The organism is Mesorhizobium sp. M1423, assembly GCF_040317575.1.
Lineage (GTDB): Bacteria > Pseudomonadota > Alphaproteobacteria > Rhizobiales > Rhizobiaceae > Mesorhizobium.
Genome location: NZ_JAMYKU010000012.1, coordinates 78,405 through 104,764 on the forward strand (window position 1 = coordinate 78,405; position 26,360 = coordinate 104,764).

Annotated in this window: 24 protein-coding genes; 10 read left to right on the forward strand and 14 right to left on the reverse strand. The window is 60.9% G+C overall.

Annotated features, from left to right (window positions below):
- Positions 1 to 22: 22 nt before the first annotated feature.
- From NKG95_RS16810 to NKG95_RS16845, 8 genes are all read left to right on the forward strand, one after another.
- Positions 23 to 295: a hypothetical protein gene (locus NKG95_RS16810; RefSeq protein ID WP_352517225.1), complete on the forward strand. Its 273-nt coding sequence runs from the start codon at positions 23 to 25 to the stop codon at positions 293 to 295.
- Positions 296 to 418: 123 nt separating this feature from the next.
- On the forward strand, positions 419 to 1,117 hold the full coding sequence (locus tag NKG95_RS16815) for a thermonuclease family protein (protein ID WP_352810641.1): 699 nt from the start codon (positions 419 to 421) through the stop codon (positions 1,115 to 1,117).
- 237 nt (positions 1,118 to 1,354) lie between these two features.
- On the forward strand, positions 1,355 to 2,941 hold the full coding sequence (locus NKG95_RS16820) for a hypothetical protein (RefSeq protein WP_353041562.1): 1,587 nt from the start codon (positions 1,355 to 1,357) through the stop codon (positions 2,939 to 2,941).
- Positions 2,925 to 4,127 carry a PAN domain-containing protein gene (locus NKG95_RS16825; protein WP_023680065.1) on the forward strand — a complete coding sequence of 401 codons (1,203 nt, stop codon included), beginning with the start codon at positions 2,925 to 2,927 and terminating at the stop codon, positions 4,125 to 4,127. Before NKG95_RS16820 ends, NKG95_RS16825 begins: the two co-directional genes overlap by 17 nt.
- A 482-nt stretch (positions 4,128 to 4,609) precedes the next feature.
- Positions 4,610 to 6,088, forward strand: coding sequence for a protein adenylyltransferase SelO (locus NKG95_RS16830; RefSeq protein ID WP_353041564.1), 1,479 nt, complete (start codon positions 4,610 to 4,612; stop codon positions 6,086 to 6,088).
- A gap of 647 nt (positions 6,089 to 6,735) precedes the next feature.
- A complete protein-coding gene (locus NKG95_RS16835) occupies positions 6,736 to 7,824 on the forward strand; it encodes an AAA family ATPase (RefSeq protein ID WP_352810635.1) in 1,089 nt (362 codons plus the stop codon).
- A 223-nt stretch (positions 7,825 to 8,047) separates the two neighbouring features.
- Positions 8,048 to 10,291, forward strand: coding sequence for a S8 family peptidase (locus NKG95_RS16840; RefSeq protein WP_353041567.1), 2,244 nt, complete (start codon positions 8,048 to 8,050; stop codon positions 10,289 to 10,291).
- A gap of 9 nt (positions 10,292 to 10,300) precedes the next feature.
- Positions 10,301 to 11,188 (forward strand): hypothetical protein, encoded by an 888-nt coding sequence (locus NKG95_RS16845; RefSeq protein ID WP_352810630.1) that lies wholly within the window; start codon positions 10,301 to 10,303, stop codon positions 11,186 to 11,188.
- Between the two features lie 245 nt (positions 11,189 to 11,433).
- On the opposite strand, the gene NKG95_RS16850 is transcribed toward NKG95_RS16845, so the two are convergent.
- From NKG95_RS16850 to NKG95_RS16915, 13 genes are all read right to left on the reverse strand, one after another.
- On the reverse strand, positions 11,434 to 11,706 hold the full coding sequence (locus NKG95_RS16850; RefSeq protein ID WP_352517831.1) for a DUF2274 domain-containing protein: 273 nt from the start codon (positions 11,704 to 11,706) through the stop codon (positions 11,434 to 11,436).
- Between the two features lie 11 nt (positions 11,707 to 11,717).
- Complete coding sequence (locus NKG95_RS16855; protein ID WP_353041653.1) at positions 11,718 to 12,935, reverse strand: TraB/TrbI/VirB10 family type IV secretion system protein; 1,218 nt, start codon at positions 12,933 to 12,935, stop codon at positions 11,718 to 11,720.
- Between the two features lie 10 nt (positions 12,936 to 12,945).
- Positions 12,946 to 13,974, reverse strand: a complete 1,029-nt coding sequence (gene trbG / locus NKG95_RS16860; RefSeq protein ID WP_353041569.1) for a P-type conjugative transfer protein TrbG — start codon at positions 13,972 to 13,974, stop codon at positions 12,946 to 12,948.
- Complete coding sequence (gene trbF / locus NKG95_RS16865; RefSeq protein WP_352637540.1) at positions 13,964 to 14,695, reverse strand: conjugal transfer protein TrbF; 732 nt, start codon at positions 14,693 to 14,695, stop codon at positions 13,964 to 13,966. The genes trbG and trbF overlap by 11 nt, the downstream gene beginning before the upstream one ends.
- Positions 14,696 to 16,018, reverse strand: coding sequence for a P-type conjugative transfer protein TrbL (trbL, locus tag NKG95_RS16870; RefSeq protein WP_353041572.1), 1,323 nt, complete (start codon positions 16,016 to 16,018; stop codon positions 14,696 to 14,698).
- A gap of 36 nt (positions 16,019 to 16,054) precedes the next feature.
- Complete coding sequence (trbJ, locus tag NKG95_RS16875) at positions 16,055 to 16,780, reverse strand: P-type conjugative transfer protein TrbJ (protein ID WP_353041574.1); 726 nt, start codon at positions 16,778 to 16,780, stop codon at positions 16,055 to 16,057.
- Positions 16,777 to 19,227: a conjugal transfer protein TrbE gene (trbE, locus tag NKG95_RS16880; protein WP_353041576.1), complete on the reverse strand. Its 2,451-nt coding sequence runs from the start codon at positions 19,225 to 19,227 to the stop codon at positions 16,777 to 16,779. The genes trbJ and trbE overlap by 4 nt, the downstream gene beginning before the upstream one ends.
- Complete coding sequence (locus NKG95_RS16885; protein ID WP_023680309.1) at positions 19,221 to 19,493, reverse strand: VirB3 family type IV secretion system protein; 273 nt, start codon at positions 19,491 to 19,493, stop codon at positions 19,221 to 19,223. The genes trbE and NKG95_RS16885 overlap by 7 nt, the downstream gene beginning before the upstream one ends.
- The gene (locus NKG95_RS16890) at positions 19,493 to 19,801 is read right to left on the reverse strand and encodes a TrbC/VirB2 family type IV secretion system protein (RefSeq protein ID WP_023680310.1); all 309 of its coding nucleotides are present in this window, start codon (positions 19,799 to 19,801) and stop codon (positions 19,493 to 19,495) included. The genes NKG95_RS16885 and NKG95_RS16890 overlap by 1 nt, the downstream gene beginning before the upstream one ends.
- Before the next feature lie 11 nt (positions 19,802 to 19,812).
- Positions 19,813 to 20,781, reverse strand: a complete 969-nt coding sequence (gene trbB, locus NKG95_RS16895; protein ID WP_353041578.1) for a P-type conjugative transfer ATPase TrbB — start codon at positions 20,779 to 20,781, stop codon at positions 19,813 to 19,815.
- Entirely contained in the window at positions 20,778 to 21,191 is a 414-nt protein-coding gene (locus NKG95_RS16900; protein WP_352458763.1) for a CopG family transcriptional regulator, read from the reverse strand. Before NKG95_RS16900 ends, trbB begins: the two co-directional genes overlap by 4 nt.
- 120 nt (positions 21,192 to 21,311) lie before the next feature.
- Entirely contained in the window at positions 21,312 to 23,339 is a 2,028-nt protein-coding gene (locus NKG95_RS16905; protein ID WP_353041580.1) for a conjugal transfer protein TraG, read from the reverse strand.
- Positions 23,340 to 24,314: 975 nt separating this feature from the next.
- Entirely contained in the window at positions 24,315 to 24,548 is a 234-nt protein-coding gene (locus tag NKG95_RS16915; protein WP_352838351.1) for a hypothetical protein, read from the reverse strand.
- A 174-nt stretch (positions 24,549 to 24,722) separates the two neighbouring features.
- Here NKG95_RS16915 and NKG95_RS16920 point away from each other — a divergent pair, with 174 nt between their 5' ends.
- On the forward strand, positions 24,723 to 25,040 hold the full coding sequence (locus NKG95_RS16920; RefSeq protein ID WP_353010301.1) for a KTSC domain-containing protein: 318 nt from the start codon (positions 24,723 to 24,725) through the stop codon (positions 25,038 to 25,040).
- 484 nt (positions 25,041 to 25,524) lie between these two features.
- Here NKG95_RS16920 and NKG95_RS16925 read toward each other — a convergent pair whose 3' ends face one another.
- Positions 25,525 to 25,827: a hypothetical protein gene (locus tag NKG95_RS16925; RefSeq protein WP_353041583.1), complete on the reverse strand. Its 303-nt coding sequence runs from the start codon at positions 25,825 to 25,827 to the stop codon at positions 25,525 to 25,527.
- Between the two features lie 176 nt (positions 25,828 to 26,003).
- On the opposite strand from NKG95_RS16925, the gene NKG95_RS16930 reads away from it, so the two are divergent.
- Positions 26,004 to 26,357 (forward strand): hypothetical protein, encoded by a 354-nt coding sequence (locus tag NKG95_RS16930; protein ID WP_353041585.1) that lies wholly within the window; start codon positions 26,004 to 26,006, stop codon positions 26,355 to 26,357.
- The last annotated feature ends 3 nt before the right edge of the window (positions 26,358 to 26,360 follow it).

Here is a 26,360-nt window from a genome sequence, read left to right on the forward strand (position 1 = left end):
AGCAGAGAAGTGCACCAGGCTTGTGAAAACCGACAATGCTGTCGCGACAGGAATAGCGGTCGCGGCTGTCGGCGGCGCAGCTGTGGGTGTCGCTGCCAACAACGGCTATGGAGGCGGAACATATTACCGGCCACCGCCACCACAAATCTATGGCGTCGCGTGGGACCAATTCTATGGCCAGAACTACAGCGTTATCTGGCGCTGCCGCGACCGGTCCACCGGGCGGTTCGTTGACGATTACTATTGCGCCGGCCTGCCCATGGTCGACAGCGCATGGCCGGGCTGGTCGGCGTAGCGGATGAGCAGGCCATACCGCAAATATCGATCCAATCGGTGGCAGAGACCCACCGGTGCCAAGCTGTGGCGGCGCCAACTTGCGAGCGTGCCGGCAATGCTCAGTCTTACGGCAGCGGCGGCAGTGGCTGCCTTCCTGGCGCCGTCGGGCGCGCAACGCAGCGACGATGCATCAAAGGCCAGCCCACGAAGGGCGGCGCCCGCCTTGCTTACCGGTGTCGCATCCGTCATTGACGGCGATACGATCGAAATCCACGGCCAGCGCGTCCGCTTCAACGGCATCGACGCGCCAGAGAGCCGACAGCTGTGCCGCGATGCGAATGGCGCCGAGTATCCTTGCGGCCGGCGATCGGCCGAAGCGCTGGACACTTTCCTGGCCGCGTCGAGGCCGCTCGAATGCACATTCGTGACGTGGGATCGCTATCACCGCTTTGTCGGCGATTGTCGGCGCGCCGACGGCGCGGGCGTGGCCGCCTGGATGGTCCAGCACGGCCAGGCGCTGGATTGGCCTCACTACAGCCAGGGCGCCTATGCGGGGCAGCAGGCGCAAGCCCAAGCCTCAAAGATCGGCCTGTGGGCCGGGACGTTTCAGGCACCCTGGGAATGGCGCGCTGCGCACGCCGACGGCGCGGCGCCGTCGAGCCGCCCACTGGGCATCATCAGCCGTAAGCTGGTCGCGCAGAGCGGCTATTCTTGCGAGCCGCGGAGAACGTGCAAGCAGATCGGTTCCTGCGACGAAGCCAACTGGTACCTGCAAAACTGCTCATGGGGCGGAAAACTCGATCGCGACAAGGATGGGATCCCATGCGAAACACTCTGCTAGCTGAAATGCGCGCTACGGCCTGTTCGGCTTTCCGCTTACACCGATCTAACGAAGACCATGCATGGGCGGCGCGGTCTGCTAACCCCATTTTTTGACGAGGTATTCTATATCTGAAGGGCAGAAAAAGTTATTGCGACAATAGAGAGAAGACGCCTTAACTAAGACTTTCAAAACCGTTAAGTGTATGCTGCCAGGCGATCAAGGCGTGATGTCGCCCTGTCGGGGGGGGCGAGTAAAATGCAGACTGTGATGAGTCAAAAGCTGGCAAGCTATGGCCAGTGGACCTACCGTGGTGCCTGGGCCCTAGAGATTGCGGCCGCAGCGATTGGTCTTACGACAGGTGTAGCATTAGGCGTACAAGCGTTTTCTGCAAGCGAGTCTGTCACTGCAATGGATTTGACGCTCGCCAGTGCACCCTTTCTCATGGTGGCAATCGCGGAGCTCACCAAGATACCGATAGCTACACTGCTTTTCAGCGCGTCTTGGCTCTGGAAGCCCATAATCTTGGTCTTCCTCCTGGTTCTTGCAGGCATCACTTTCGAAACTGTCTTTATGGGGATGGAGAGGGCAGGCGCATTGCGTCAGCTGCGTTATGAGGAGCTCGTAAACAAGATTGATGCCCTTGAGCAGGAAGCGACAAAGCTCGCCTCTGCTGACGAACTTGGTCGAAGAGCCGATCAGGTCGATCAAGCCCGTTCCGAAATTGAGCAGCTGACTTCTCTTGCGGAAAAATCGCGTGCGACCTTTCAGTCGCAAATTGCCGAGGCCAATGCGGAATTGGAGGGAACGACAGCCCTTACCCCAGAAGCCTCGCGTGTTCGCGATCAAGTGGAGGAGAAAAACGCGGTTCGATCGGCGCTGATTCAACAGCGTGATCGCGAAGTTAAAGAGGCTGTCGATCAGTTTGAGCGCCAACGCGACAGCTTTGTTGAACGTATCAAGATGGCGCGCGATTCAGGGGACAGCGACTCGGCACGCAGGCTAGAATCGGAAGTGGCTAAACTTGCCAACCCCCGCACGAAAATTATCACCAAGTTCGACACTCAGATTGACCCGCTCGATCAAGAGATTGCTGCGCTGCGCGAAAATTTCGATCGTTTGCGGGCAAATAGCCCTCCTATGACTACTGACCAGAGGCAGAAGCTTGTCGATAGGCGTTCGTCTCTGGAGCAAACGCGCGATAGTGATGCCGCGGCTTGGCAGCGTCGATTGGATGAAGCGGGCAAACGGCTCGCAGATGCCCAGGCGGCAGAAGCCAACAAGGCAAACACCTCGGCGCAAAACCAGGTCAGACAGGACCAGATTGCCAAAGCCCTCAGCGCCTTGGCCAAGGAGCGGATCCCAATGGCGCGGACAGATCAGGTCCGCCGTATTGCCTCACGGTGGTACGGCAGCAAACCTGAACTGGTGACTGAGGCACAGGCCGGAATAATCTCTGTGATTTGGTTCGGCTCGCTCGCGCTCATTGCCGCGCTCGCGGGACCAATTACGGCAATGGTCGCTCTAGCGCTCCAGCGCATTGCCGCCCGAGAAGAGGACAATTCAGACAGCAAGGCTTCCAGGCTGCTCCGCAGAATGCTTCTGAGTTGGCGGTGGCGCCGAATTCGAACGATTAAGGTACCAGTCGAAGTTATGGTCGAGAAAGAGGTTGAGAAGCGGGTTCAGGTGCCTGTGGAAAAGGTGGTCAAAGAGATCCTCTATGTTCCGCTCTTCACCGATGATCCCGAAGTCCTTCGCAAGGCCCTCGACCAGGATTTGCCGCCTGAGGTCTCAGACCTCGTGACGGTATCAATGAAGGGTCGCAAAAGTGCTCGTCCGGCATAACACCACCCTGCTCGAGCAAGCCGTCGATCTCGCCGTCAAAAGGTCAGCGATTCCAACCTTGCAGGCTCAAGCCGCGGCCCAAGAGAAGACAGCCCGGGCGACCGCCTTTCGCCGAATGGCGACTGGCGGAGCCATTGCAGTGGCGGCGGTCGGGATTGGGCTAGGCATCAATCTTGGTCTATGGGACAAAACCTTGCCGGAGCCGGCGGCTTTGCCGACCATAGAGCAGCCAAGCGATCTCACCTCCCCAAAAGATGAGCCGCCTATTCCTGTTCCAACTCCAAAGCCAACTCAGGAGCAGGCGCCTCAGGCTGACGTCCCTACCAAGCCTGACGTGGTGACCGTCGACTTCAACAAGTTCGCCACCAAGAACGTCGAGTTCCAAGGCACCACTTGGGAGTTAATCACAGGTCACCACTTCAAGGATGAGAACGACCAAACCTGGGACCGAGCGTGGTGTTACTCTCGGCGGAGTGTGAACGGCGTAGACGTAAATGTATCATTGGCAGCTCGTTCTGCCCCGACAGCGCCACCAGCCGGGCCTGGCGCTGCTGCTCAGACGCTTCAGTTGGTCGGCCTTAATGATTCATCCGCCGTCGATCTTGCAACAAGATGCGCGTGGTTGGATGGTCGCACATTTGCGTCTTCAGACATCATTCCTGACTCGTCACGAGAGCAGGCCGCAACTGTCCCCGCAGAAACTCCTGCGACAGAGGTCGATCCAGATAGTGGATTTGTTGTCGTGTCCGGGTGGGACGCGATCGGAAACGACCTGCCGGATATGCCAATTAGGAACGTGAGTTCTGAGCAGTGTCAAACCGCCTGCGACACCGACTTCAGGTGTCTAGCGGTTACTTATAACACAAAATTTCGAGCTTGTTTCATGAAAGGGGACGCATCGCTACTGGTCAAAAGCGAAGAGTCGATCATGGCCGCAAAAAAAGTGGTCGAGAGCAATTTGCGCTACTCGAATTTGGTGTTCGCCACAAAAACGGAAATTTCTGGCAACGCCTATTGGACCTCTCCGCTCCGATATCCAGACTGCATACTGCAATGTGCAAACGACAAATCCTGCTTAGGGTTCAATTTCCGCAAAAAAGAAAGTGCGTGTGTCCTTTTCAACAGCATAACCCAATCCGCTGATAACGCAGCGGTCGCGTCTGGCATCAAGAGCGTCGCCAACTAAAGTTGAAGCGAAGAACCTATCCTCAAGGAGCGATGGAAACCAAGCTGCTTGTCAAAGAGAGTGGCTAGCAAAATTCCACGATAACCTTTGGGTTAGCGGCAGGAATGTTCTTCGACGAAGCTCCAGCAGAATGCAAAGTGGAGCCAACTGAGGCATCTCAGAGAAAGAATTGTCGTCGGCGCATTGCGGGACCGTCTGACTTAATGTCAAAAATGGGGCCGAAAGCAGTCAGGCGGCTTAAGGCTACCGATTCGCGAAGACCAGACGTTCGCTGGCGCGAGAAGCGTCGTAGCCGTTCCGCTCGAAGAGGCTACTTGCCCGAAGGCACCGACACATCCATTTCTGGACGTAGCTGGAAATGAAGTTCGAGCATCGCCACATCAGCATACGGACCGGCAGTCTGATGGCACTATTGTCATTGATAACAATCTTTGCGACCGACGAAGCGTCTCGCGACTGCCGTTGATGTTTGAGGAGTGTGAATGACGGTACGCTTTGCATTTGACAACAGCTATGCTCGGCTGCCGAGCTCGTTTTATGCGCGTGTTTCCCCGACCCCGGTCTCCGCACCGCACCTCCTCAAGCTTAACCAGGAGCTGGCCGTCCAGCTCGGGCTCAACCCGGTAGAACTCGCCACGCAGGCGGGTGTTGCGATTCTTGCCGGCAAACGGATTCCCGAAGGTGCCGAGCCGATCGCTACCGCCTATGCCGGACACCAGTTCGGCCAGTTCGTGCCGCAGCTCGGCGACGGAAGGGCAATCCTGCTAGGCGAGATCGTCGATCAGGAAGGAGTGCGCCGGGATATCCAGCTAAAGGGCTCCGGCCGAACACCGTTTTCCCGCGGCGGCGACGGGCGGGCGGCGCTTGGCCCCGTTCTGCGCGAGTACATTGTCAGCGAGGCCATGGCGGCTCTTGGCATTCCGACCACTCGGGCGCTTGCTGCGGTCATGACGGGTGATGAGGTGATACGAGAAACCTACCTGCCAGGCGCAGTGCTGACACGGGTCGCATCCAGCCACATGCGGATCGGAACCTTCGAATTCTTCGCGGCGCGCGGGGACGTGGATGCGGTGAGGGCTCTCTCTGATCACGCGATCGCCCGGCACTACCCGGATGCCGCGGGTGCTGCTCGCCCCTACCTGGCACTGCTGGAAAGTGTGATTGCGCGCCAAGCGAACCTCGTAGCGCAGTGGCTGCTCGTCGGCTTCATTCACGGGGTTATGAACACCGACAACATGTCTATCGCCGGCGAGACGATTGACTATGGCCCCTGCGCTTTTCTGGACATCTACAATCCCAAGACCGTATTCAGCTCGATCGACCAGTTAGGTCGCTACGCTTATGCCAATCAGCCTGCGATCGCCCAGTGGAACCTGACGCGGCTGGCGGAGTGTCTGCTGCCCCTCCTGGCTGAGGATCAGGACAAATCCGTGGAGCAGGCCCAAGAGGCGCTTTCTGCCTTCGCAGCACGGTTCAGCGACGCGTATAATAGTGGCTTGCGTAGCAAGTTGGGACTTTTGTCGGAGCGGGAGGGCGATCTTGCGCTGACGCAGGATCTTCTCGATCGGATGGTCGCTGGCAAGGCGGACTTCACCCTGACTTTCCGACGCCTGAGCGAGGCCGCTATGGGACCCGAAGGCGACGTCGCGGTGCGCAGCCTCTTCGAAGACCCTGCCCCATATGACGACTGGGCCGAGCGCTGGCGCAAACGGCTCGGGCAAGAGCCGCAGGAAGGTTCAGCGCGCCGGGCTTCCATGCAGCGCGTCAATCCGGCCGTTATCCCCCGCAACCACCGCGTTGAGGCGGTCATCGCGGCCGCCGTGGAGAAACAGGAGTTCGGACCGTTCGAGGACCTTCTGACCGTGCTCGGCAAGCCATACGAAGTCCAGCCAGGCTTCGCGAGCTATGCCGAGCCACCACCGCGCGATGGCCGCGTCTATAAGACCTTTTGTGGGACCTGAACCTGAGGTTCGTTGCGAAGAGATGCGTTGGATGACGAAAAAGAGCGCTCGATCGCGCGAGCGACGTTCCGGCTAGCATTCCAAGCTTTGCGCTCCGGCATCGCAGGATCGTGCTGGAAATGTCCCATCGTGCTTCTCCTTCGGGCACTATCGGCCGGAAGGGAAGCGAAAGGGGACCAGTCGGCAGCGGGGCCGTTTGCCGACCTTCCGGTTCTGGGTCGACGGCAGCGGATAGCCGCCATTTCAATCGGCTGTCCTAGTTGGAATGAAAACGAAAGTTCAATCTCATCGAGCCAGCCATCGCCAATCCTTTTCCCAAAGGGGTGGTAGTGATAGAAGCGGGTTCTGCTGGGAGGCCCTCGTAGGCCGAAGACGCGGCCACCGAAGGGGCGGACGGTTGCTCTCGGCCTCGATCTCCGAGTTTTCACAGGAAGTTGCGTGTGAACGAGGGGCTGGTTATGCATTTGGCTACCGGAAGTACCCTTATGAAAACTGGGCATTAAGGAAGACAACCTAAAATTGCACAGTCAGTAGACTGCGGCATTTTTATCGGAGCCTCTGGCGGCGGCCTCCTTTTGGCTTATCATTGTGAGAGAGAGAGAGGACGCCTGCGGCGCGAGTCGTTGGTGGAAGTAGCGAGATTGGAGATGACAAGAACCGGAGCGATACGTAGGACAGAAGACACTGGCTATTCCGGTGACCGTACGTCCTCGCAGTTTTCCCTGCAGGCCCTGGTGGCTGAGGCGCGTGCCCAGCAGCAGAACGGGATCGCCGAGCGTATCGTCGACGCGATGGCCTCCGACAGCAGGAAACGAAGAAGCGTGGCCCGCCCGCAAAGTTATCATGTCCCGCTGGAACTGAGCGAAATGCTCGTTGAGCTCAAGGCAGATCGCAGGCTCAAGGACCTGATCCTGTCTCCCGAGGTCTCGACAGAGGTGCAGGAATTCATCAGCGAGTACGCCGACATGGCGTTGCTGAGGTCGCATGGCCTCGAGCCGCGACACAAAGTGCTGCTCGTAGGCCCGCCCGGGACGGGCAAGACGAGTCTGGCCGAAGTCTTTGCCCATGAGCTGAGGATGCCGTTCTATGTCGTGAGATACGACGGCCTGATCGGCAGCTTCCTTGGTGAGACGGCCACTCGCCTCCGCAAGCTCACCGATTTCGTGGCCAGCCAGCGATGCGTCGTGTTCTTCGACGAATTCGACACCGTCGGCAAGGAACGGGGTGACACTCAGGAGACCGGCGAGATCAAGCGCGTCGTCAGTTCGCTCCTCCTTCAGATGGACTCGATCCCAACGAACTGCGTGATCGTATGTGCCACGAACCACCCCGAACTTCTCGACCGCGCTGTGTGGCGGCGGTTCGAACTCCGGGTGGACGTACCCCTGCCAGGGTCGCAGGAAATTTCGCAATGGTTTAACAGACTACGCAAGGACTTCGGTGCCGCCATCGCATCAGTTGAGAAAGAATTCGTCAGCACGTTGAATGGAATGAATTTCTCGGATATCGAAGCCTTTACCTTGGATGTTAGGCGAAAGATCGTTCTGTCCCGAGGAAAGCTTGCGGCCGATCAAGCACTGGCTGAAGGGTTGGCGAAGCTACGGCAGAAGCGGTCAACGCCGGGGGAGACGGATCATAGCAGACAGACCGATAATAAGGATCCGTCGAAGAGACGACGTATTAAGGCGGATAAAAGGCCGCCGGAAGGCCCGCTTCCCGAGGGCACGCTCATCTGAGGAGCAATCGAGGCGCCTTGCCCCGGGCATAGCCCTCATTAGGGATTCGCTTGCGGCCCAGGCTTCGACGAATCCCGTCTTCGCATCGCCCGAACGCGCCCTGGTTTTCGAGACCATAGGTCCCGTAGACAGGTTCGTCGCCGCCGCATCTCAGCTGGGATTCGAATGGCTGACGGAAGACTACGCTGGCTCGGAGCCTGATACAGTTAGCGACGACAACACAGTGCTGGACGACCTTCCGGCGGACGATCCGGCGATGGCTCGTCTTTACCTCACCATGCCAACTGAGAACGGCATGCGCCAACTGCTGGCAATGTGGCGGAGATTCGAGACGAAGCTCGCACCCAGGGAGGACGAGAAGGATTGGTGGAAGATATTCGGTTACCTGTCGAAGATCCGCGTCTGGAACGCAACGGACCGCATTGAACCGGCGACGCAGTTGTTCATCGACCGCCGCATGGCCCGTGACGCCGCGGAATCTGTCCGGCTTGAACTCGACCTCTGGTTCCACGAGGACGAAAGCGTTCGCATGAACGCCAAGGAGTCGCTGGAAGGAATCCTTGCCGCGATTGGCGGCAGGATTGTCGACTTCGTCACCATTGAGCCAATCCGCTACCAGGTCGCGCTGATCGAGGTTCCAGCCCAGCAGGCCGTGGATGTCCGCTCCCGGACAGGCGCCCTGGCCAATGCCGACCAAGTTATGTCGATCCGGCCGCAGTCTCTGTATTCCGCGGCTCCGCTGAGTGAACCGATAGAGTCCGAACAAAATTCTGCACAGGGGCCGGTGCAAGAACTCCGCCCCGCGGTCGCGGCGATCCTCGACGGTTATCCTATGCAGAACCACGCCCTGCTGGCCGGCAGGGTCGACGTCGTCGAAGTGGACATCACGGGCGACTCGGTCCCTGTCGAGCGTCGCTTCCACGGGACCGCGATCGCATCGCTCGTGCTTCACGGCGACCTCGCGAACGGCGAGGACCCTCTGACACGGAGGCTTAAGGTGGTCCCTGTCTTGGCCGCACCGCAACACCTGAATGACGAACGCACCCGCGAGGATCTGCTTCCCCTCGGCGTCATCTACCGGGCGGTAGTGGCGCTCAAAGAGGACGATGGCCTTTTTGGACCATCCGGTCCCGATGTCCTGATCATCAACCATTCGCTTTGTGACGCCGAAGGGCCATTCGTCCGGCGGCCCACCCCATGGGCAAAGCTGCTTGACTGGCTCTCCGAGAAGTATGGGATCCTTTTCGTAGTCAGCGCCGGGAACATCACGGGACAGTTCCCTTCGGGCTATTCCGACCACGCCTCGTTCAACTCCGCCGCCCCGCTCGAACGGCAGATCGCTCTCCTCCGCGCGGTCGAAGCCAGTAAGGGGATGCGCAGCCTTCTCAGTCCGGCTGAAGCCATGACCGCCCTCAGCGTTGGCGCCGTCCACGCGGACGGAGCAGGAGACTGCCCGTCTGAAGCGATGGACCCTTTTTCTGCCGTTGGCGTCACCAACATAGGCTCCGCTATCGGTCCGGGGATCAACCGCGCGCTAAAACCCGACATCGTGGAAGCGGGAGGAAGACAGGTTGCGAACGCTTCTAACCAGCCGGCCGGGCATCATATATGGCCCAGCGAGATTGGCCACATAGGCCTGAAAGCCGCCGCACCCGATCCCTTCACCGGATCCTCCTCCAAGACGAGGCGTTCAACAGGAACCAGCAACGCGGCCGCGCTCGTTACCAGAGCCGGCGTGCGGATCATCGATGCGCTGGAAGAAGTGCTGGCCGAAGACGGGACAGCGCTCCGGGATTTCAGTCGGGCATCCCTTGCGACGAGAACCCTCCTGGTGCACGGCGCGAGGTGGGGCGACGCCGGGACCTTGCTGGAGGCCGCATATCCACCCCCGGGATTGGGCCAGTGGCGGAGGCGCAGGGGTATCATCACGAAGTTCCTGGGATATGGCAGGCCGAGCTACGATCAAGTGATCGAAGGCGCGAGCAACAGGGTCACGCTACTTGCCGATGACGAGATCAGGCATGAACAGCTTCACGAGTATCGCGTACCGATTCCGACGAGCATGGTCCGGTCACGGGAAATCCGCAGAATCACGATGACGCTCTCCTGGATGCCTCCGATGCATCCGACCTCCATCGCCTATCGCGGAGTGACGTTGGACGTGGTGGATCAGGCGGGACAGCGCAAGTTCTGGCGCGGAGTGAAGACGATCATGCAGCCTCATCCCGACGACATGCGCAGAGGCACGTGCGCCCATTTCATCCTTGAAGGGAACAACAGCACCGCCTTCGTCGATTCCAACGGCCTGTTCATCGGTGTGCAGGCGAGAGCTCTCAACGCCCACTTCCACCAGAGTTCGGTGCCGTACGCGCTGGCCGTCACGCTCGAAGTCGCGCCCACCGTCCAGGAGGACATCTATGCATCGGTTCGGAATGCCATCCGGCCAAGGCCGCGCGTTCGCGCCTAAGGAGGTCTCATGGAATTCAGCAAGTCTAACAGCATCGGCTCGAAACATCCGACGGAAATTGCTGCCTATCTCGAGCTGATAGGCGATACGGAGGCTGCGGCCCGCTTCTATGAGATGGGACAGCGAAGCCAAGGCGTGCGCATTCCGTACTTTACGAATGACCACTGGGCTTATTCTGGAGCGGTGGTGGGATTCATCCCGGAGGGAACTGCCTCCAGCGGCGAAGTACAGATCGTCAACGCCACTTCGATGCAGCCGGATAACGCGCTTCAGGACGCAAGCCTGAAAATCACTCTCGATCGCTTCTACGTCCATAACTACCCGGGCACCGGCCGGCACGAGATATTGTGCGAATTCATGGGAAAGAACCAGGCAGGTAGCAAGTCTGAAGAAATGAGGTTCGCGTTGAAGACCTCGGCGACCGACAGGAGCGCGGCGCCGCTCATGAGCCTGCCGATCTTCGTCGGGGTGAACGTCGGCAAGGATGGTCTCAGCTTTGAAGGCCGCACCATAAACATCCGGAGCGGTGGAATGGACATGTTGGTGGAAGCCCTCGACAATTCCGCCTTCAAAGAAGGACTCGGCCTCCTGACGACGGCTCAACCCGCTCTTGTGCCGTTCGTCCAACTCGCCAAAGGTGTGGTCTCGACAATTGAGAAGCAGGGAGAGAACAAGCAGGTCCTGCAGTTCAGCCTGGGCCTAGATTTCTCCAGCACCGCGACTTCGGCAAAACTTGGCCTCGGTTCCTACGTGGTCGTCCAGACCAATGATGTTGACTGGAACTGGGATGAATTCGTCCTCAATCGCCAGAGCAATGCAATCGTCCCCAAGCTGAACGGATCGGGTCCGATCGAGCTCAACTACCTGATCTTCGGGGTCACGCGCGCGGGCGGCTGACGAGATTCCAAAGGCAAACAGAACGTTCTCCCTGTGGTCGGGCGGAGCCAAGGGCACACAGAGGTCCGCTTTCGGGGGCGGCAAAGCCACCCTGCTATGACCGAGATTGGGCGCAGAGCCGGCATTGGTTCGGGGCAGATCAGCTCGTCTATTGTGCCCTATGTTTCGGCTTGCCGCCGGCAAATTGCTTCAATGCATTTGCCCGCCTAGAAAGGTGCCCCCTCGGATTCACTGGTCGCTGTCACTTATTCGGACCCTGAAATTGCCTGCCGCCGCGATTTCTCTGACATGTCGACGACAGGGAGCCCTTCCTTTCTGGCCTTGGCAAACGCTCGATCGCTTTCCAGGAACTCCGCCAGCATGAACGGGATCAGTTCCGCTACCGATTCGGACTCGCCATAGGTCTGACGATAAAGCGCCGCATAGTCCTTCAGTGCTTGGTTCAGGTCTGCACTTACGCTTATGGTGATCTTCGAAGGTGTCCGATCCGGAAGTTTGCCGAGTTTCAGATTGGTCATGATGACTCCAGTCAATTCGGGTACGGCAGTAGCACAAGATCCTTGTGCACGATGACGCGCAGTGGCCAACCAGGGCGGACGGTGATCGTGGGCTGAATATTGAGGTTCTTCTCGGTGATGCGCTGGCCAGCTCGACTGACGTTCTGCTGAGCGGATTCGCGGATTGCTTTGACCAGGTCGCTTTCCTCTTCCCCGAGGCTCAGCTCCGTGCCGACCCCTAGCAACGTGGCCAGCGCAACGCCTTTGATCAGCTGCCAGGTGTGGAAATCCACCTTGTCCTCAAGCCCGGCATAGCCGGCGGTGTCCGTCGCCGGCAGATTGTCGATTTCGATCGAAGAGCCGTCGGGCAGCAGTATCCGTTGCCAGACCAGCAGCGCGCGCCTTTGTCCAAAGGCAACAACGCTGTCATAGGTGCCAATCAGGCGAGAGCCTTGCGGAATGAGCAAGGTGCTGCCGGTGACTGTGTCGTGCACATTCTCGGTGACCTGTGCGACGACGAGGCCGGGCAAGTCGGAATTGATGCCAGTGATCAGGCTCGCTGCGATGACGCTGCCGGCCATCAGCTGATAGGGCGAAGCCGGCGTCTGCAGTGCATGCAGATTGTAGATTCCACTTGTGTTCCGCTGGCTGACAAAATCGAGCTTGCGCTGTTGATTGTTTTGGTCGCCCTCGGCCGGTGCAACGGAAGCTGAATCGCGTGCGGCATCGGATTGTGGAGCCGTTGCCTCAAAGGGTGGACGCCCGCCCTGCCCGTTGCCGGCGGCATCTGCTTGCCGGGGTCGATTTTCGATCCGGAAGAAGACTTGCGATTCGCGCGCCTCGATCGCCTGCTGTGCAAGGCGCTGCTCCTCCGCCGAAACCTCCTGGCCCGGCGCGATGCCCAGCTGGCGTTGGTGCTCAAGGATGGGGCGGCCGAGGTCGCCGGGCAGCCGTGGTCCAAGCACCGGAGGCTTGGGCTTGATCCCGGAATAGTCCTTAGGCAGCCTTTCAATTGCCTCCGCGGTTGGCTTCCGCTCAGTGTTGTAAAGCTCTTCAGCCTGCTCTTTGATGCGCAGCGCCGGTCCCTGCAGCGCCATCATGGTGACGCCTAGAACGGTCCCGGAACCAACAGCAGCAATGGCGACAATAATGCCGCGCTTGAAGCGCACAGCGCGGCGAGGCGAGGCCCGCAGCTGCAGCTGTTCTGGATCGAGTTTCGGTGAAGCATCGGAGCGGGAAGTATCCGTCATGGGCCGTCCCTCACCTGCTGGAACGCGAAAAGAGCAATTTCCGCAGCGGCGCTTGCCTGCCGTCGGTCCTCGTGATGCGCACCACCTGTTGCTGCTTGGCGCCGAGGCGCAGTTCGGCCGCGGCGAAGAGGCGATCGACAATGTAATAGTTGCCGCGTATGCGGTAGTTGACGAGCTGGTTGTCCCCGTCAGCACCGACGATGAAGAGCGGCGGGGCCTCGCCCTGATCGATGCGGCGCGGAAACTCGATGTAGACTTTGCTGCCATCATCGAACGCGCGCGTGGGCCTCCAGGGCGGCATGTCCCCGGTAATCGAATAGCGGAAGCGAATATTTTCGAGAGCCACATTCGACGCCACTGGCATAGCAGCCTCGGCCTGCGCATTGCGCCGGCGTAGCGCGATGATCTGGTCCTCGCTGTAGGTCCAGGAGATTGCCGCCATGGCGGTCTTATCCGTGCTTTGAAGCTGCAGGTGATAGCTTCGCCGGTCCGTGGTGATCACCAAATTGGTGGCAAGTCCTGGCGCGAAGGGCTTCACCAGCACATGGGTGCGCTGGTCATCGCCGGAGCCACTGACGGTGTCGCCAATTACCCAGCGCACTGTGTCGCCGGCCGACACGGATTGGAGTTTCTCCCCTGATTGCAGAGCGATATCGCTGACGCGCTCCGGTGCGGCATAGAGCTGGTAGAGCGCGCCTTCGGCAAAGGGGTAAACCTGCACCGCATTCACATAGCCATATTTGGTGGGTTGCTGCGTCGCCGCCTTGTTGGCATCGGCGACACGTTCTTCAGGCGAGCGCTTGTCTTCAGCAGCCCTGCTCGGCTCGGGCTGCAACTGGCCGGGCAGCGGCAGCGGTTTCGGCACTTCCACGACCTTGACGGGCTTCTCCGGCGCCTTCTCGATTGCCGCCGGTTCGAACTTGGCAGCATCATAGGAAATCTGAGCTGGCGGCACCGGCTTCGAGGCACAGGCGGAAATGACCGCAGCCGACGCAGACAGGATTAGCGCAGTGCGGAGCGACGAGAGTTTATTTATCATTCGCAGGCTCCTTTGGGGGAACGGAAGTTTGCGCGGCACTGTCGAGCTCGCGCGACCAGTCGATCGCGTTGATGAAGAGGCCGAGCGGGTTTTTGCGCAGCTGATCGGTATTGTTCGGCGGCCGGATCACAATGGTGAGGATCCCGGTCCAACGCGTTGTGCTGGCGAGGCTGCTGCGCTCAAAGACCTGCTCGGTCCATTTGACTTGATAGGAGCTGTCGGATGCTCGAACCACGCTCGTCACCTGCACCGAGACGCTGCGCGTGCCGATCTTGCCGAACGGGTCGTTGGCCTTAGCGTACTCGTTGAGAAAGAGGGCTCCACGGTCGGTGGCAAAGTCGTAGGCCGAGAGCCAATTCTGCCGCACCAGCACCGCATCGGTGGAAACAGAGCGGACATTCTGGATGAAGCGGCCGAGATGCCAGGCGATCTGGGCATCGGTGGGCTCGTAGTCCCGGATTGCTGGAGCGACGGCGCGCGCCTCGCCGAAACGATCAACCTCGACGACATAGGGCACGACGCGGCCCTGCATCGACTGCCACAAGAGTCCACCAGAGAGCCCGGTGGCCAGAGCGAGGCAGCCAAAGGCCATCAGGCGCCAGTTCCTTGCCTGCACGCGCGCAGTGCCGATGCGCTCGTCCCAAAGTTGGGCGGCCTTCTGGTATGGTGTGACGGGGTGGGGCGTCTTCCCGTAACGCTGAACAGGTCGCTTGAAGAGCATCTAGTCTTCCTTATCGTTGAGAGAGGGGTTGGCGCCGCTTCCACCCCGATCGCCATCGCGGACGGCCTGCGTGGCGGCGTGGCGATGGGCGCGCGCGGTCTGTTCGGAACGCAAGCGCCTCGCCCACGCCGGCGCGGCATTGGCACCTGACGCGGCAGGGTTTCCGATGATTGATGCGGTCGGCGTGCCGCCCGTCGCGGCCCAGGCGGCATCGCGGCCGGCATCGGCGCTGCGCCGGAATGGTTCTTTTGCAGATCGCATTCCCCGCATCGCGGCGCCGCCAGCTGCGCCGGCAACGCCCTGCAGTCCAGCAGCTACGCCGGAGAGCCCGGACTCGGGCGATGTTGCACGCCCCATCTGCCAAGCTGTGGAAGCAGCCGATCCCATGGCCGTGCCGGCTCGAACGGCGGCGAGACCGCCGCCGGCTGCCATGCGCGCGCCGGCAAGCGCCGCACCTCCGGCAACGAGTGTTGATCCGGCGGCCGCCGCGGTGGTTCCGAGTGCGGCGCCGGCGCCCAGCTGCGGCGCGCCGGAAACAAGACCCGAGGCGATCCCTGGACCGAAAACGCCGAGCCCAAGCAGCGCCAGCGCACCCAGCACCTGAGACATGGCCGCGGCCAAATCCGGCTCCTTGCCTTGCAGCGCGGAAGCGAACTCGCCGAAGAGCGTGGAGCCGATGCCGACGATGACAGCAAGCACCATCACCTTAATGCCCGACGAGATCACATTGCCGAGCACGCGCTCCGCCAGAAACGCCGAGCGGTTCCAGAGCGCGAAGGGCACCAGAACAAAACCGGCCAATGTGGTGAGTTTGAACTCCAGGATGGTGATGAAGAGCTGAATTGAAAGAATGAAGAAGGCGATGAGGACCAGGAACCAGGCGAGGAGCAGCACGAAGATGGTCAGCGCGTTGCCGAAGATCTCGGGGAAGCCGACTAGCTGGCTCGCTTGATTGAGCAGCGGCCAGGCGCCCTCGAAGCCGGCCGCGGCAATGCGGCCTGGCCGCAGGAGACTGTCGGCGGACAGATTGCCGGCCGATGCGTTGATGCCGAGCCCGGCAAAGGAATGGTAGATGATGTCGGCGAGGTTCTTAAAATTGTTCAGGATGAAGGCGAAGGCGCCGACATAGAGCACTTTTCGGACAAGCCGGCCAAGAACATTGGGCTCGCCGCCGAACGCCCCGACCAGGCCTGCCAGCGTGATGTCGATGCCGATCAGGATGGTGGTGAGAAAGGCGACGTCGCCCGAAAGCAGACCGAACCCGCTATCAATATAGCGGGTAAAAGTTTCCATGAAGCGATCAATGACGCCGAGGTCGTTCATGTCGCCGCCTTCCTCGTTGTCTTGAAGAACTGCTGATCAGTTGGCGGGATAGGCCGTTCCGGTGCCCAGGAAACGCTTCGTCGTCTCGCGGGCGGCTTCCTCGGACTGCGCCTTGCGGGCAGCATCTTCGGCTTCAGCCCGGAACTGGGTCGCGAGCAGCGTCTGGATCTGAATCTGCTGCTTGGTCGAAAGCGCGATCAGCTGATTGGTGGCCTGGCTTGCCTCAAGGGCACCTGCCGCGCCCTGACTGCGGTTGACGAGATCGGTAAGCAGGTCGCCGTCGGCCCGCACGTTCTCCACGATCTGCGACTGCGCGCTCATGGTTTGGCGGAACGCCTGCATGGCGTTTTGCCAGCGCTCGCGCGCGGCGCTCGCCACATCGCTGACCTTGATTGTGGCGTCGTAGCTTTCCGGATATTGCACACGCCACTGGTTCTGAAGCTTGTCGAGATCGAAGCTCAGGCCGCTGGCCTGGGTCATCAGGCCGTCGATCCGTTGGAGCGAACCTGTGAGCTGGCCGACGGAAGAAAAATCCAGGCGCTGAAGGTTGCGCGCCATGTTCTGCAGCATCGTCGCCTGGTTCTGAAGCGACTGGATCTGGTTGTTTATCTGCTCCAGGGAACGTGCCGCTGTCAGCACGTTCTGCGCATAATTCGACGGATCGAACACGATTAGGGCGTGGGCCGGCTGGACGTAGTCGGCCATTGGTTTTGCGATCAGGGAAACGGTGATCAGGCTGGTGAGAAGGCGGCGCCGCATCATGACGATTGCTCCTTGTCTGGTTGAGGGAATTGCTGGAGAAGCTCGGCAGCCCAATCGAGGCCGCGCGCACTCAGGAACCGGGAAGCAAAGCTGTCCTGCCCGTGCTCTGACAGGACGCTGTCGATCAAAGCTTGCGTGGCCGGATCAGAGGCGCCGCAGAGCGCAAGAGCGATCGGGCCGAGCCCGAGCTCGAAGAGGCGGTTGCCGCGGCGCGACTGCAGATAATACTGGCGCTTCGGTGTGGCACGGGCGACCAATTCGATTTGCCGCTCGTTCAGGCCGAAGCACTCATAGGCTGCCCGCACCTGCGGTTCCACGGCACGGTCATTGGGGAGAAAAATGCGCTGTGGGCAGCTCTCGATGATCGCCGGCGCGATGGAAGAGCCAGCGATGTCTGCAAGTGACTGCGTGGCGAAAATGACGGAGACGTTCTTCTTTCGCAGCACCTTCAGCCATTCGCGGATGCGGGCGGCAAAGAGCGGGTTGTCGAGATAGACCCAGGCCTCGTCGAGCATGAGCAGTGTTGGCCGGCCGTCGAGCCGCTCCTCGAGGCGATGGAAGAGATAGGTGAGCACCGGCAGCGCGGCGCCTTCCTGGTGCATCAGCTCTTCGGTCTCGAAACACTGCACATCCGACAAAGCCAGCCGATCTTCATCGGCATCGAGCAGCCGGCCGAAGGGACCGTCGAGCGTGTAGGGCATCAACGCGGCCTTGAGTCCATTGGACTGAAGCAGAACCGACAGGCCCGTCAGCGTGCGTTCCCGCACCGGCGCAGTGGCAAGGCTGATGAGTGCCGACCAGATCGCCTCCTTTACCTCCGGCGTAACGGTGACATTCTCATGGGCAACGAGGCCGGCGATCCATTCCGCCGCCCAGCTGCGAGTAGCCTGGTCGCCGATATTGCTCAGTGGCTGGAAGGCAAGCGCACCATCCGCGCCCAGAGCGTGGTGTTCTCCGCCCATGGCCAGTGTTGCCGCACGAGCCGAATTGCCGTTGTCGAAGACATAGACCTGCGCCCCGGCATAGCGTCGAAACTGCAGAGCGACTAGCGCAAGCAGAACCGACTTGCCGGCACCGGTCGGACCAACGACCAGCATGTGGCCGACATCGCCGACGTGGGTGGAAAGCCGAAACGGTGTCGACCCGTTGGTCTCTGCGAAGAAAAGCGGCGGGGATTCGGTCCCAGTCACGTTGGTGAGATGCTCGTTATCCACCGGACCGGCCCACGCCGACGACAGCGGCATGACATGGGCAAGATTCAGCGTGTGAACGAGCGGCTGGCGAACGTTAGCGTAGACATGACCGGGCAACGAGCCGAGCCACGCCTCGACCGCATTGATGCTTTCACGGATCGTGGTGAAGCCGAGCCCATTGACTATGCGCTCAACCGCTCGGAGCTTTTCCGCGGCGGTCTGCCGGTCCTGGTCCCATACCGTCACCGTTGTGGTGAGATAGCCGAAGCCGACGTGATCGCCGCCCAATGCCTGAAGGGCGGCATCCGCATCGAGCGCCTTGTTGTCGGCGTCACTATCGACGAGAGGGACGGGTTCGTTGGTCACGACCTCGCGCAGGATGGCTGCGACCGATTTGCGCTTGGCAAACCACTGACGGCGCAACCGGGTCAGTGTCTTTGTGGCTTCCGTCTTGTCGAGCGGGATGAAGCGCGTCATCCAGCGGTAGGCGAAATCCTGATGGTTGAGCGCGTCGAGGATCCCTGGCCGGGTGACGTTCGGGAAACCAAGGATGGTGAGGGTGCACAGATGCTGCTCACCCAGCATCGGCTCCAGGCCGCCGGTAAGCGGCGCGTCAACCAGAACACCGTCGAGATACATTGGCGTTTCCGGCATGGCGACCGGATGGCGGTAGGTCGAGATTGTGCCGTGCAGATAGGTTAGCGTCTCGGCATCATCGAGGGCGCGCACTTCCGGCATGAAGCCGGACAGCAAATCCAGGACGCGGTCGGTCCCGTCGCGAAACCACGCCAGCTCCTGGCGCCAGTCTCTAGCCCCTCCCGAGTGATGCGAGTCGACCAGAGCGCTTTCCGCCCGCGCCTGGCCATCTGGCGCCGGCATGAAGACCAAGGTCAGATGATAGCGACTCTCGAAGTGCGCGACCTTGCCCTCGAAGGCCGCGCGCCGTTCCTCATCGACCAGCCATGAGGCAGCATCGGGAAAAGCCGAGCTCGGATAGCCCAGCGCTTCAACGCGCTCGGCCTCGAAAAACAACCCCCATCCGGAGCCCAACCTTCGTAGCGCATTGTTGGCTCGTGCGCAGATGCCGACCAATTCGGCTTCGGTCGCGCTTTCAAGGTCGGGGCCACGGAACCGGAAGGTTCGCTGGAAGCTACCGTCTCTATTGAGCACGATGCCGGGCGCCACCAAAGCGGCCCAGGGCAGATGATCGGCCAGCCGATCGGCTTTGCCGCGATACTCCGAAAGGTTCAGCATGCAAGCCACCCTTTCAGGCGAAGATGACGGACAAGCACGCTGGCGAAGTCCGGATCGCGGCGAGCGGCAAAGACCGCGAGCGTGTGGCCGGCGATCCAGAGCGCCAGTCCGGCGATCCACTGCTGCAGGCCAAGTCCGATGGCGGCGGCCACCGTGCCGTTGAGGATCGCCACCGCTCGCGGCGCGCCGCCCAGCAGGATCGGCTCAGTCAATGCCCTGTGAACGGGGACTTCGAAACCCTCGATATGCTGCTCTCCGGTGGCCATCAAACGAGTGCCCCGCCGCCGAAGGAGAAGAAGGAGAGAAAGAAGCTCGATGCCGCGAAGGCGATCGACAGGCCGAAGACAATCTGGATCAGCCGGCGAAAACCGCCTGCTGTGTCACCGAAAGCAAGGGTCAGGCCGGTGGTGATGATGATGATCACCGCGACGATCTTGGCGACCGGTCCCTGCACCGACTCAAGGATCTGCTGCAGCGGCTGTTCCCAAGGCATGCCGGAGCCCGCTGCGTGGGCCGGGACGGTGAGAAGAAACGCGAGCGCGGTGGACGAAAGGAAGCGAAGCTTCTTGAGCATGAGGTGACCTTTCAAAACTGCTGGAGTTGCGGAAGCGTGAGCGGGGTGACGGCGTAATCACCGCTGCTGTCGAGACCGGTGACCTCCGCGATCGCGTCAATGCGGCGCGAGGATCCGCGCCCAGCGATGAAGACGATCAGATCTACCGCATCAGCGATGAGGCGGCGGGGAACGGTGACGACGGCTTCCTGGGCGAGCTGCTCGATACGGTAGAGAGCGGAGCGCGCCGAATTGGCGTGAACCGTCGCGATGCCGCCGGGATGCCCGGTGTTCCATGCCTTCAGCATGTCCAGGGCTTCCGCGCCCCTGACTTCGCCCACGATGATGCGGTCGGGTCTGAGCCGCAGGGTCGAGCGCACGAGATCGGCGAGCGTGACCGACCCCCGCCTCGTCCTCAAGGCAACGCAATCCTTCGCCGCGCATTGCAGTTCGCGCGTGTCCTCGATCAGGATCACCCGCTCGTCGCAATCGGCGGCTTGTGCCAGCAGCGCATTGGCAAGTGTTGTCTTGCCCGACGACGTGCCGCCGGCGACCAGGATGTTGCGCCGCTCGCGGACCGCCTTCTTCAGCGCATCGGCCTGCAGCGGCAGCATGACCCGATCGGCGACATAGTCGGCCAACGTGTAGAGTTTCGCCACAGGCTTTCGGATGGCGAAGCATGGCCCCAGCACGACAGGCGGCAGCAGACCCTCGAAGCGCTCGCCCGATGGCAATTCGGCGCTGACAATCGGATTGTCCGCATGCGCCTCGGCGCGCACGTGGGAGGCGACCAGGCGGATGATGCGTTCGGCCTCAGAAGGATGCATGTGCACGCCGGTGTCGACCCGGCCTTCACCCAACCGGTCGAGCCGCAGCGCACCGTCGGGATTGACCATCACCTCAATGACGGTCGGATCGGCAAGGGCTTCGGTGATCGCCGGACCCATGGCGGTGCGCAGCATGGCGCGGCGGCGATGGTCGGCTTCCGGATGAGAACTCATCCTTCCCCTCCCCTGCGATCGTCGGTGCCAAGTGACCGTTTCCCGGAAGCGATTTGGCGGCCGACTTGTTCGACGAACTTCTCGAAGCGCTCCTGGGCAATCGCTTGCGTCGCCTTGTCCGGCACCGGCGTGTGAGCATGAAGCGTGATCGAAAAGCGGATGAAGAGCGCCAGGCTCTCCAGGATCATCTCGACATCGCGCCTGACATGTCCGAGGTCACGGGAAAGACGGTCGAGCCTCTTGCCGTAGCGGTGGTCGAGTTCATTCTCCCCACGCCGCTCGATAAAGGCCTCGACCGCGTGCGCCACAATGGCCGATTTGGTGGTCGATGGATTGCGGCTGAGGTTCTCCAGCTTCTCGCTCAACTCGGGTCCAAGCAAAAACTGGTGACGAATGCGGTGGGGCTTCATGCTGCTTGTTCCCTCTGACCGGCGCTGATGCACCGGCGACGGGAACGAGCATCGTCGAGATCCTCGAAATCGCTTACGGCCGTTATCTACGCTGAGATGCGCCCGCGTATGGCGCGCCGTTCAGAAGCCGGGCACGATGTCCTTGTCGTCGCCCATTCCCTCATTGAGGCCGTACGCACGTGCTGCGGTGGAAATCCGATCCATGACGCGCTTGTCGGCGAGCGTCTCGCAGTCATCGTCTGCGGGCGTGAACAGATCGCCATGATCGGGCTCCTGGGCGACGAGGGTCCGTTCTTCGGGCAGGCCCGGATGGCGCTGCTGCTGGACACCTCCGTCTTCGATTGCCGCGCCGGCACTGTCGTCGTCGCCAGCAAGACGCCGATCCACGCCGCGCACCTGTCCGCTCCAATCGTCCGGGCGCGACGTGGGCCGATCCGCGTAGGCACCGTCGCGCAGCACCGGCGAAGGCAGCACTCGCTCCGTGAAATTCGGATCCTGGTAATAACGCAACTTCTTGGCGCGAATCGGCGGCAATCCCGAAACCAGGATTAGTTCGTCAGCCTGCGGCAACTGCATCACCTCACCCGGCGTCAGCAGGGGGCGAGCAGTCTCTTGGCGGCTTACCATGACGTGGGACAACCAGGGCGCCAACCGATGGCCGGCATAGTTGCGCATCGATCTGAGTTCCGTCGCGGTACCGAGCGCGTCCGAGATGCGTTTGGCCGTGCGCTCGTCATTTGAGGAAAAGGCAATCCGCACATGGCAATTGTCGAGAATGGCGTTGTTCTCGCCATAGGCCTTGGAGATTTGGTTCAACGATTGCGCGATGAGATAGGCGCGGATGCCGTAACCCGCCATGAAGGCCAGCGCGGTCTCGAAGAAATCGAGCCGACCGAGCGCCGGAAATTCATCCAGCATCATCAGGAGCTGATGCTTGCGGCTCTTCTTTGGATCGCCCTCCAGGCGCTCGGTCAGCCGCCGGCCGATTTGATTGAGCACCAATCGCACCAGGGGCTTAGTGCGCGAGATATCCGACGGCGGCACGACCAGATACAGCGACATCGGTCGCTCGGCATCCACAAGGTCGGCAATGCGCCAGTCGCAGGCCGATGTTGCCGCGGCCACCGTTGGATCACGATAGAGCCCGAGAAACGACATGGCGGTCGAGAGAACGCCTGAGCGCTCGTTCTCTGACTTGTTCAGCACCTCACGAGCCGCCGAGGCCACGACCGGATGGACCTGGGGCTTGTCCACCGTGCCGAGGTGGTTTGTGGTCATCATCCGCTGCAGTGTCGCAGCGAATGAGCGTTGCGGGTCCGACAGGAAGGTGGCGACACGGGCGAGTGTCTTTTCCTCTTCGGCGTAGAGCACGTGCAAGATGGCGCCAACTAGGAGTGAATGACTGGTCTTCTCCCAATGGTTCCGCCGCTCCAGCGCGCCTTCCGGATCGACGAGAATGTCTGCGATGTTCTGAACGTCCCGGACCTCATCCGGACCTTTGCGCACTTCCAGCAGCGGGTTGTAGTGCGCCGATCTCGGATCGGTAGGATTGAACAAAAGGCAGTACGAGAACTTCGACCTCCAGCCAGAGGTCAGCTGCCAGTTCTCGCCTTTGATGTCGTGAATAACGGCCGAGCCGGTCCAGGAAAGAAGGGTTGGAACAACGAGTCCGACGCCCTTGCCCGAACGTGTCGGCGCAAAGGCCATGACGTGTTCCGGTCCGTCATGGCGCAGATAGCGATAATTCAGTCCGCCAAGGAAAACGCCGGCCGGCTGAAACAGCCCCGCCTTCTCGATCTCCAGCTTCATGGCCCATCGTGAGGACCCATAGGTGGTGACCAACCCCCGCTGCCGTGCGCGCCAGAGGGACCCAGCTATCGCGGCGGCACAGCCCAGGAACCCGCTGGCTCCGGCAAGTATGCCAGCCTTGTCGAAGACTTCAGGCGCATAGGCGTCAAATTGGAACCACCATTCGAACAGTTTCCACGGCTGGTAGATCGGCCAGCCGACTGTCACAAACCATGGCGCGCCGAGTGGCGGCTGATATGAGAGCATGTAGGCGCACCATTGGGTTGCAGTCCACACGCCAAGAATGACAATTGCGAATACGACAGCGATCTGCCCAATCAGCAACTTCGTGGGTGTCAATGGCTTGCTCCGCTCTTCTGGGCAGACGGACCAAACATCGCGCCGAGCGATGAGAATTCGAACGGCCTCTACGTGCGACCAGGTGCGATGACAAGGTTGATAGGCATTGTTCACCTGCGAAAGCGAAAATCCGCCGCAGCAACCTGTCGGCGGTGCCAGGTACGCGGTTAGGTCGCAGAAGATGTTGGGGCTTCAGGCGCGGGCACATTGAAGATGTGCTGACAGACAAACCTTTGGAGCCGACGCGTTTGTGCGAGTAGCGAGCTGAAGGGCTCGGCGAGAAGTCGTCGTTCTCAATCGGGCGACGGGGGATACATCGGCGAAGACGGCATAAGGGAGGATGGGCCAGACCGAGCCGACGGAAAGGTCGTAGCCAAGGCGGCCTTGGAGCGCATAGCGCCTGGCCGGGAGGCCGCCGCCAGCCAGGCTTACGCGGCGCGTCGTTGAGCGAGGTGAAGACCCGAACGGGCTCGACGAGGGTCCACGGCGGTCACAATGTGGTGGTGGTGATCGCAGTAGACGCGATCCGGCGAAGTTGGCCCAGCACAAAAACGATAACCGCCGGGTACAGAAGCGTCTTCGCTCACCGGGAAGCGGCACTGATAGAGGCCTAGCTGAATGAGGGGGACATCTCTCGAAGTTGGTCTGATATTTTCAGGCATGATGGTTTCCTAGTTCGTAGCAGTTACCAGCTGACGGCCGCAGTGCGACCCGTCGGGACGAGCTTCTCTCGTTTTGGAGGGCTATGGGTCACCATATGGTGTTGGTAGCACCATCAATGAAGCCCTACGCCCTGCTTCTGAAGCCAATAGTTTGCGACTTAAGGCCACACGCGCGAACGCATTAGCAATCTACCATCGTGTCCCCGAGGCACTCGCCCGCCGCGGTTTGCCGGCGGCGGGGTGGCACTGGCTTGTAGGGCCCTAGGCCCACTCGCGGCGCTCGCACTGGATCTCGGTGCGGGTTTCCCTTGTCTCATCGCCCTGTCAGCGCCTTGCAAATGAGCGAAACCAAGCTGTCGCGCGCTCGCTCGTGGAGTGCGCCTTTCGGCCGCCATGCAAGGAAATCATCAACGCTCATCCAATCAGCCGGGTTTGTGTCGGCGTCTGGCTCGCTGAATTCCACATACAGATGCAGTTCGTCCGGCACGAAGACGACCCTCCACAATCCTTCGATGTCATTGGCAAGGTTGTAGGCGAGGACGGTCATGGCGGGGCACTCCTTTCGCCGTGGAGCGTGCCTATCTCACGGGAAAATTCCATCACCAGAAGTTAGTATTGACGCTCGCGCTTTCTCAGAAATCCAACGTCCGCGTGATGCCGAAAGGTGCAGCCAGCTTTTTGTGTATCTCGATTGGGAACACGGGACCGCCGCGAAAGTTCGGTGCACGCAGCGAACCCTCCCCTCCAGGTATTGCTGCAGATCGGTATCCCGATCGGCCCGCGCTCCCTGCAAGGGCGCGGGCCTCGGCCTGTGGTGCTCATGCCATCTACTTCGATCCGCAAGATGGAATATGATCTGGATAGAAGGACCCTCTCGGTGTGGTTCGTCGCCAGCGGTAAACGGTACGAGTTTGAGGGGGTACCGCCGGAAACCTTTGCCGCGTTCCGGGCCGCGTTCGCCAAGGGCCGCTATTTCAACGACCACATCCGCAACAATTTCCGCTACCGTCTGGTTGCGAGCGATAGCGACCCGGGATGACCTGACCTGCCGGCGGCTCAATCGTCCTGTCGCGGCGGTTGGTGGACGCGTTGCCGCTGTGGCGCTTAGGGTTGGTTACGGTCCGCGCTCACTTGGCAAGCCCACCCCCCGCATCCCCCCGCCTGGTGCAAAGCGTTTGATCGGTCCCGCCGTTCTGGCAGCGCGGCGGGACTTTTTTGCGGTCCAGGTGGAGCATCGGCGCGCGGGGAAGGCGCGGTGCACGCAGCACCCCTTTTCTCATCCAACGTACGTCGCTGGCGCGCTGAAGGGTCTCAACGTCGGTCTGCCGCCGGAGCTCAGCTAGCTGGACTATTGCTCGACCGGAAGCGGCTCGTGCTGCGGCTCAGCGTGGTGGAACACCTGTCCAAGATCGCGCGCGTCGAACGTTTGGCCGCAGACTGGGCAGTAGACCAAGTGCTTCGACTCGTCCTCTACCGGCCCGTCATGCGGCCTGCCCTCATAGCCCGTCGCGATGTTGTCGGTTCTAATCCGGGGCAACGACAAGTGCCTTTCGTCGGTTTGGCGGCCGATATTTCTCCATTAGCCGGACCTTGTCACGGTCGACCGTGACCAGCGGCCCGAGGTCGATCGTCACGGTGTCCTCGTCGATGCGCGTGACCTCCCCTTTCAGGTCGATTTGCTGGCCTCGGTTCACCTTGGTGTGGTTGATGATAGAATGTGGAAAGTCGTAACCTGGGATCGAGACGCTAACGCGGTCCTCTGTTATCCGCTTTCGAACCCTGGCCGTAATGGCCACCTGGTCACCAATGTCTATTCCCCGAGCCATGCCATGGATTCTGGTGCGGGCAGCGTCTTCTTCAAGAGGCTTCTAATATACGCCAGCCATCCTAAGGCTGACCTACTACCAGAGTTACAAAAGTTGAACTTCATCGGAGAACACTCCTTCTGTCTGCCTGTTCGATTTGCCAGGCGCATCCCGCGCATTCAGAAAGGAGAAAGAAGATGAAACGCATCCTTTTGGCTTCGGCCGTGCTGGCGGTGTCGGCCGGGCTTTTCGTTGCCCAGACGACCAGTGGAACTTCGAGCGGCACCTCGACGAGCGGCACCTCGACCACGACAACCATGCCCAGCACGACGGATCAGGGCACCGGCACGACGAGCAGCGGCACCAACATGTCCGGCGATCAAGGCACCGACACGACCACCACCAGCGGCACCACAAATTCGAACTCGGCCAGAGACTGCGCGCCCGGCCAGCAGACTGGCAGCGCTCAGCAGGCTGCGCCAGGTCAGCAGGACACGACAGCCAAGACCGCCGCGCCGGGCCAGGTGAAAAAGACCGGTGAAGGTTGCTGATTG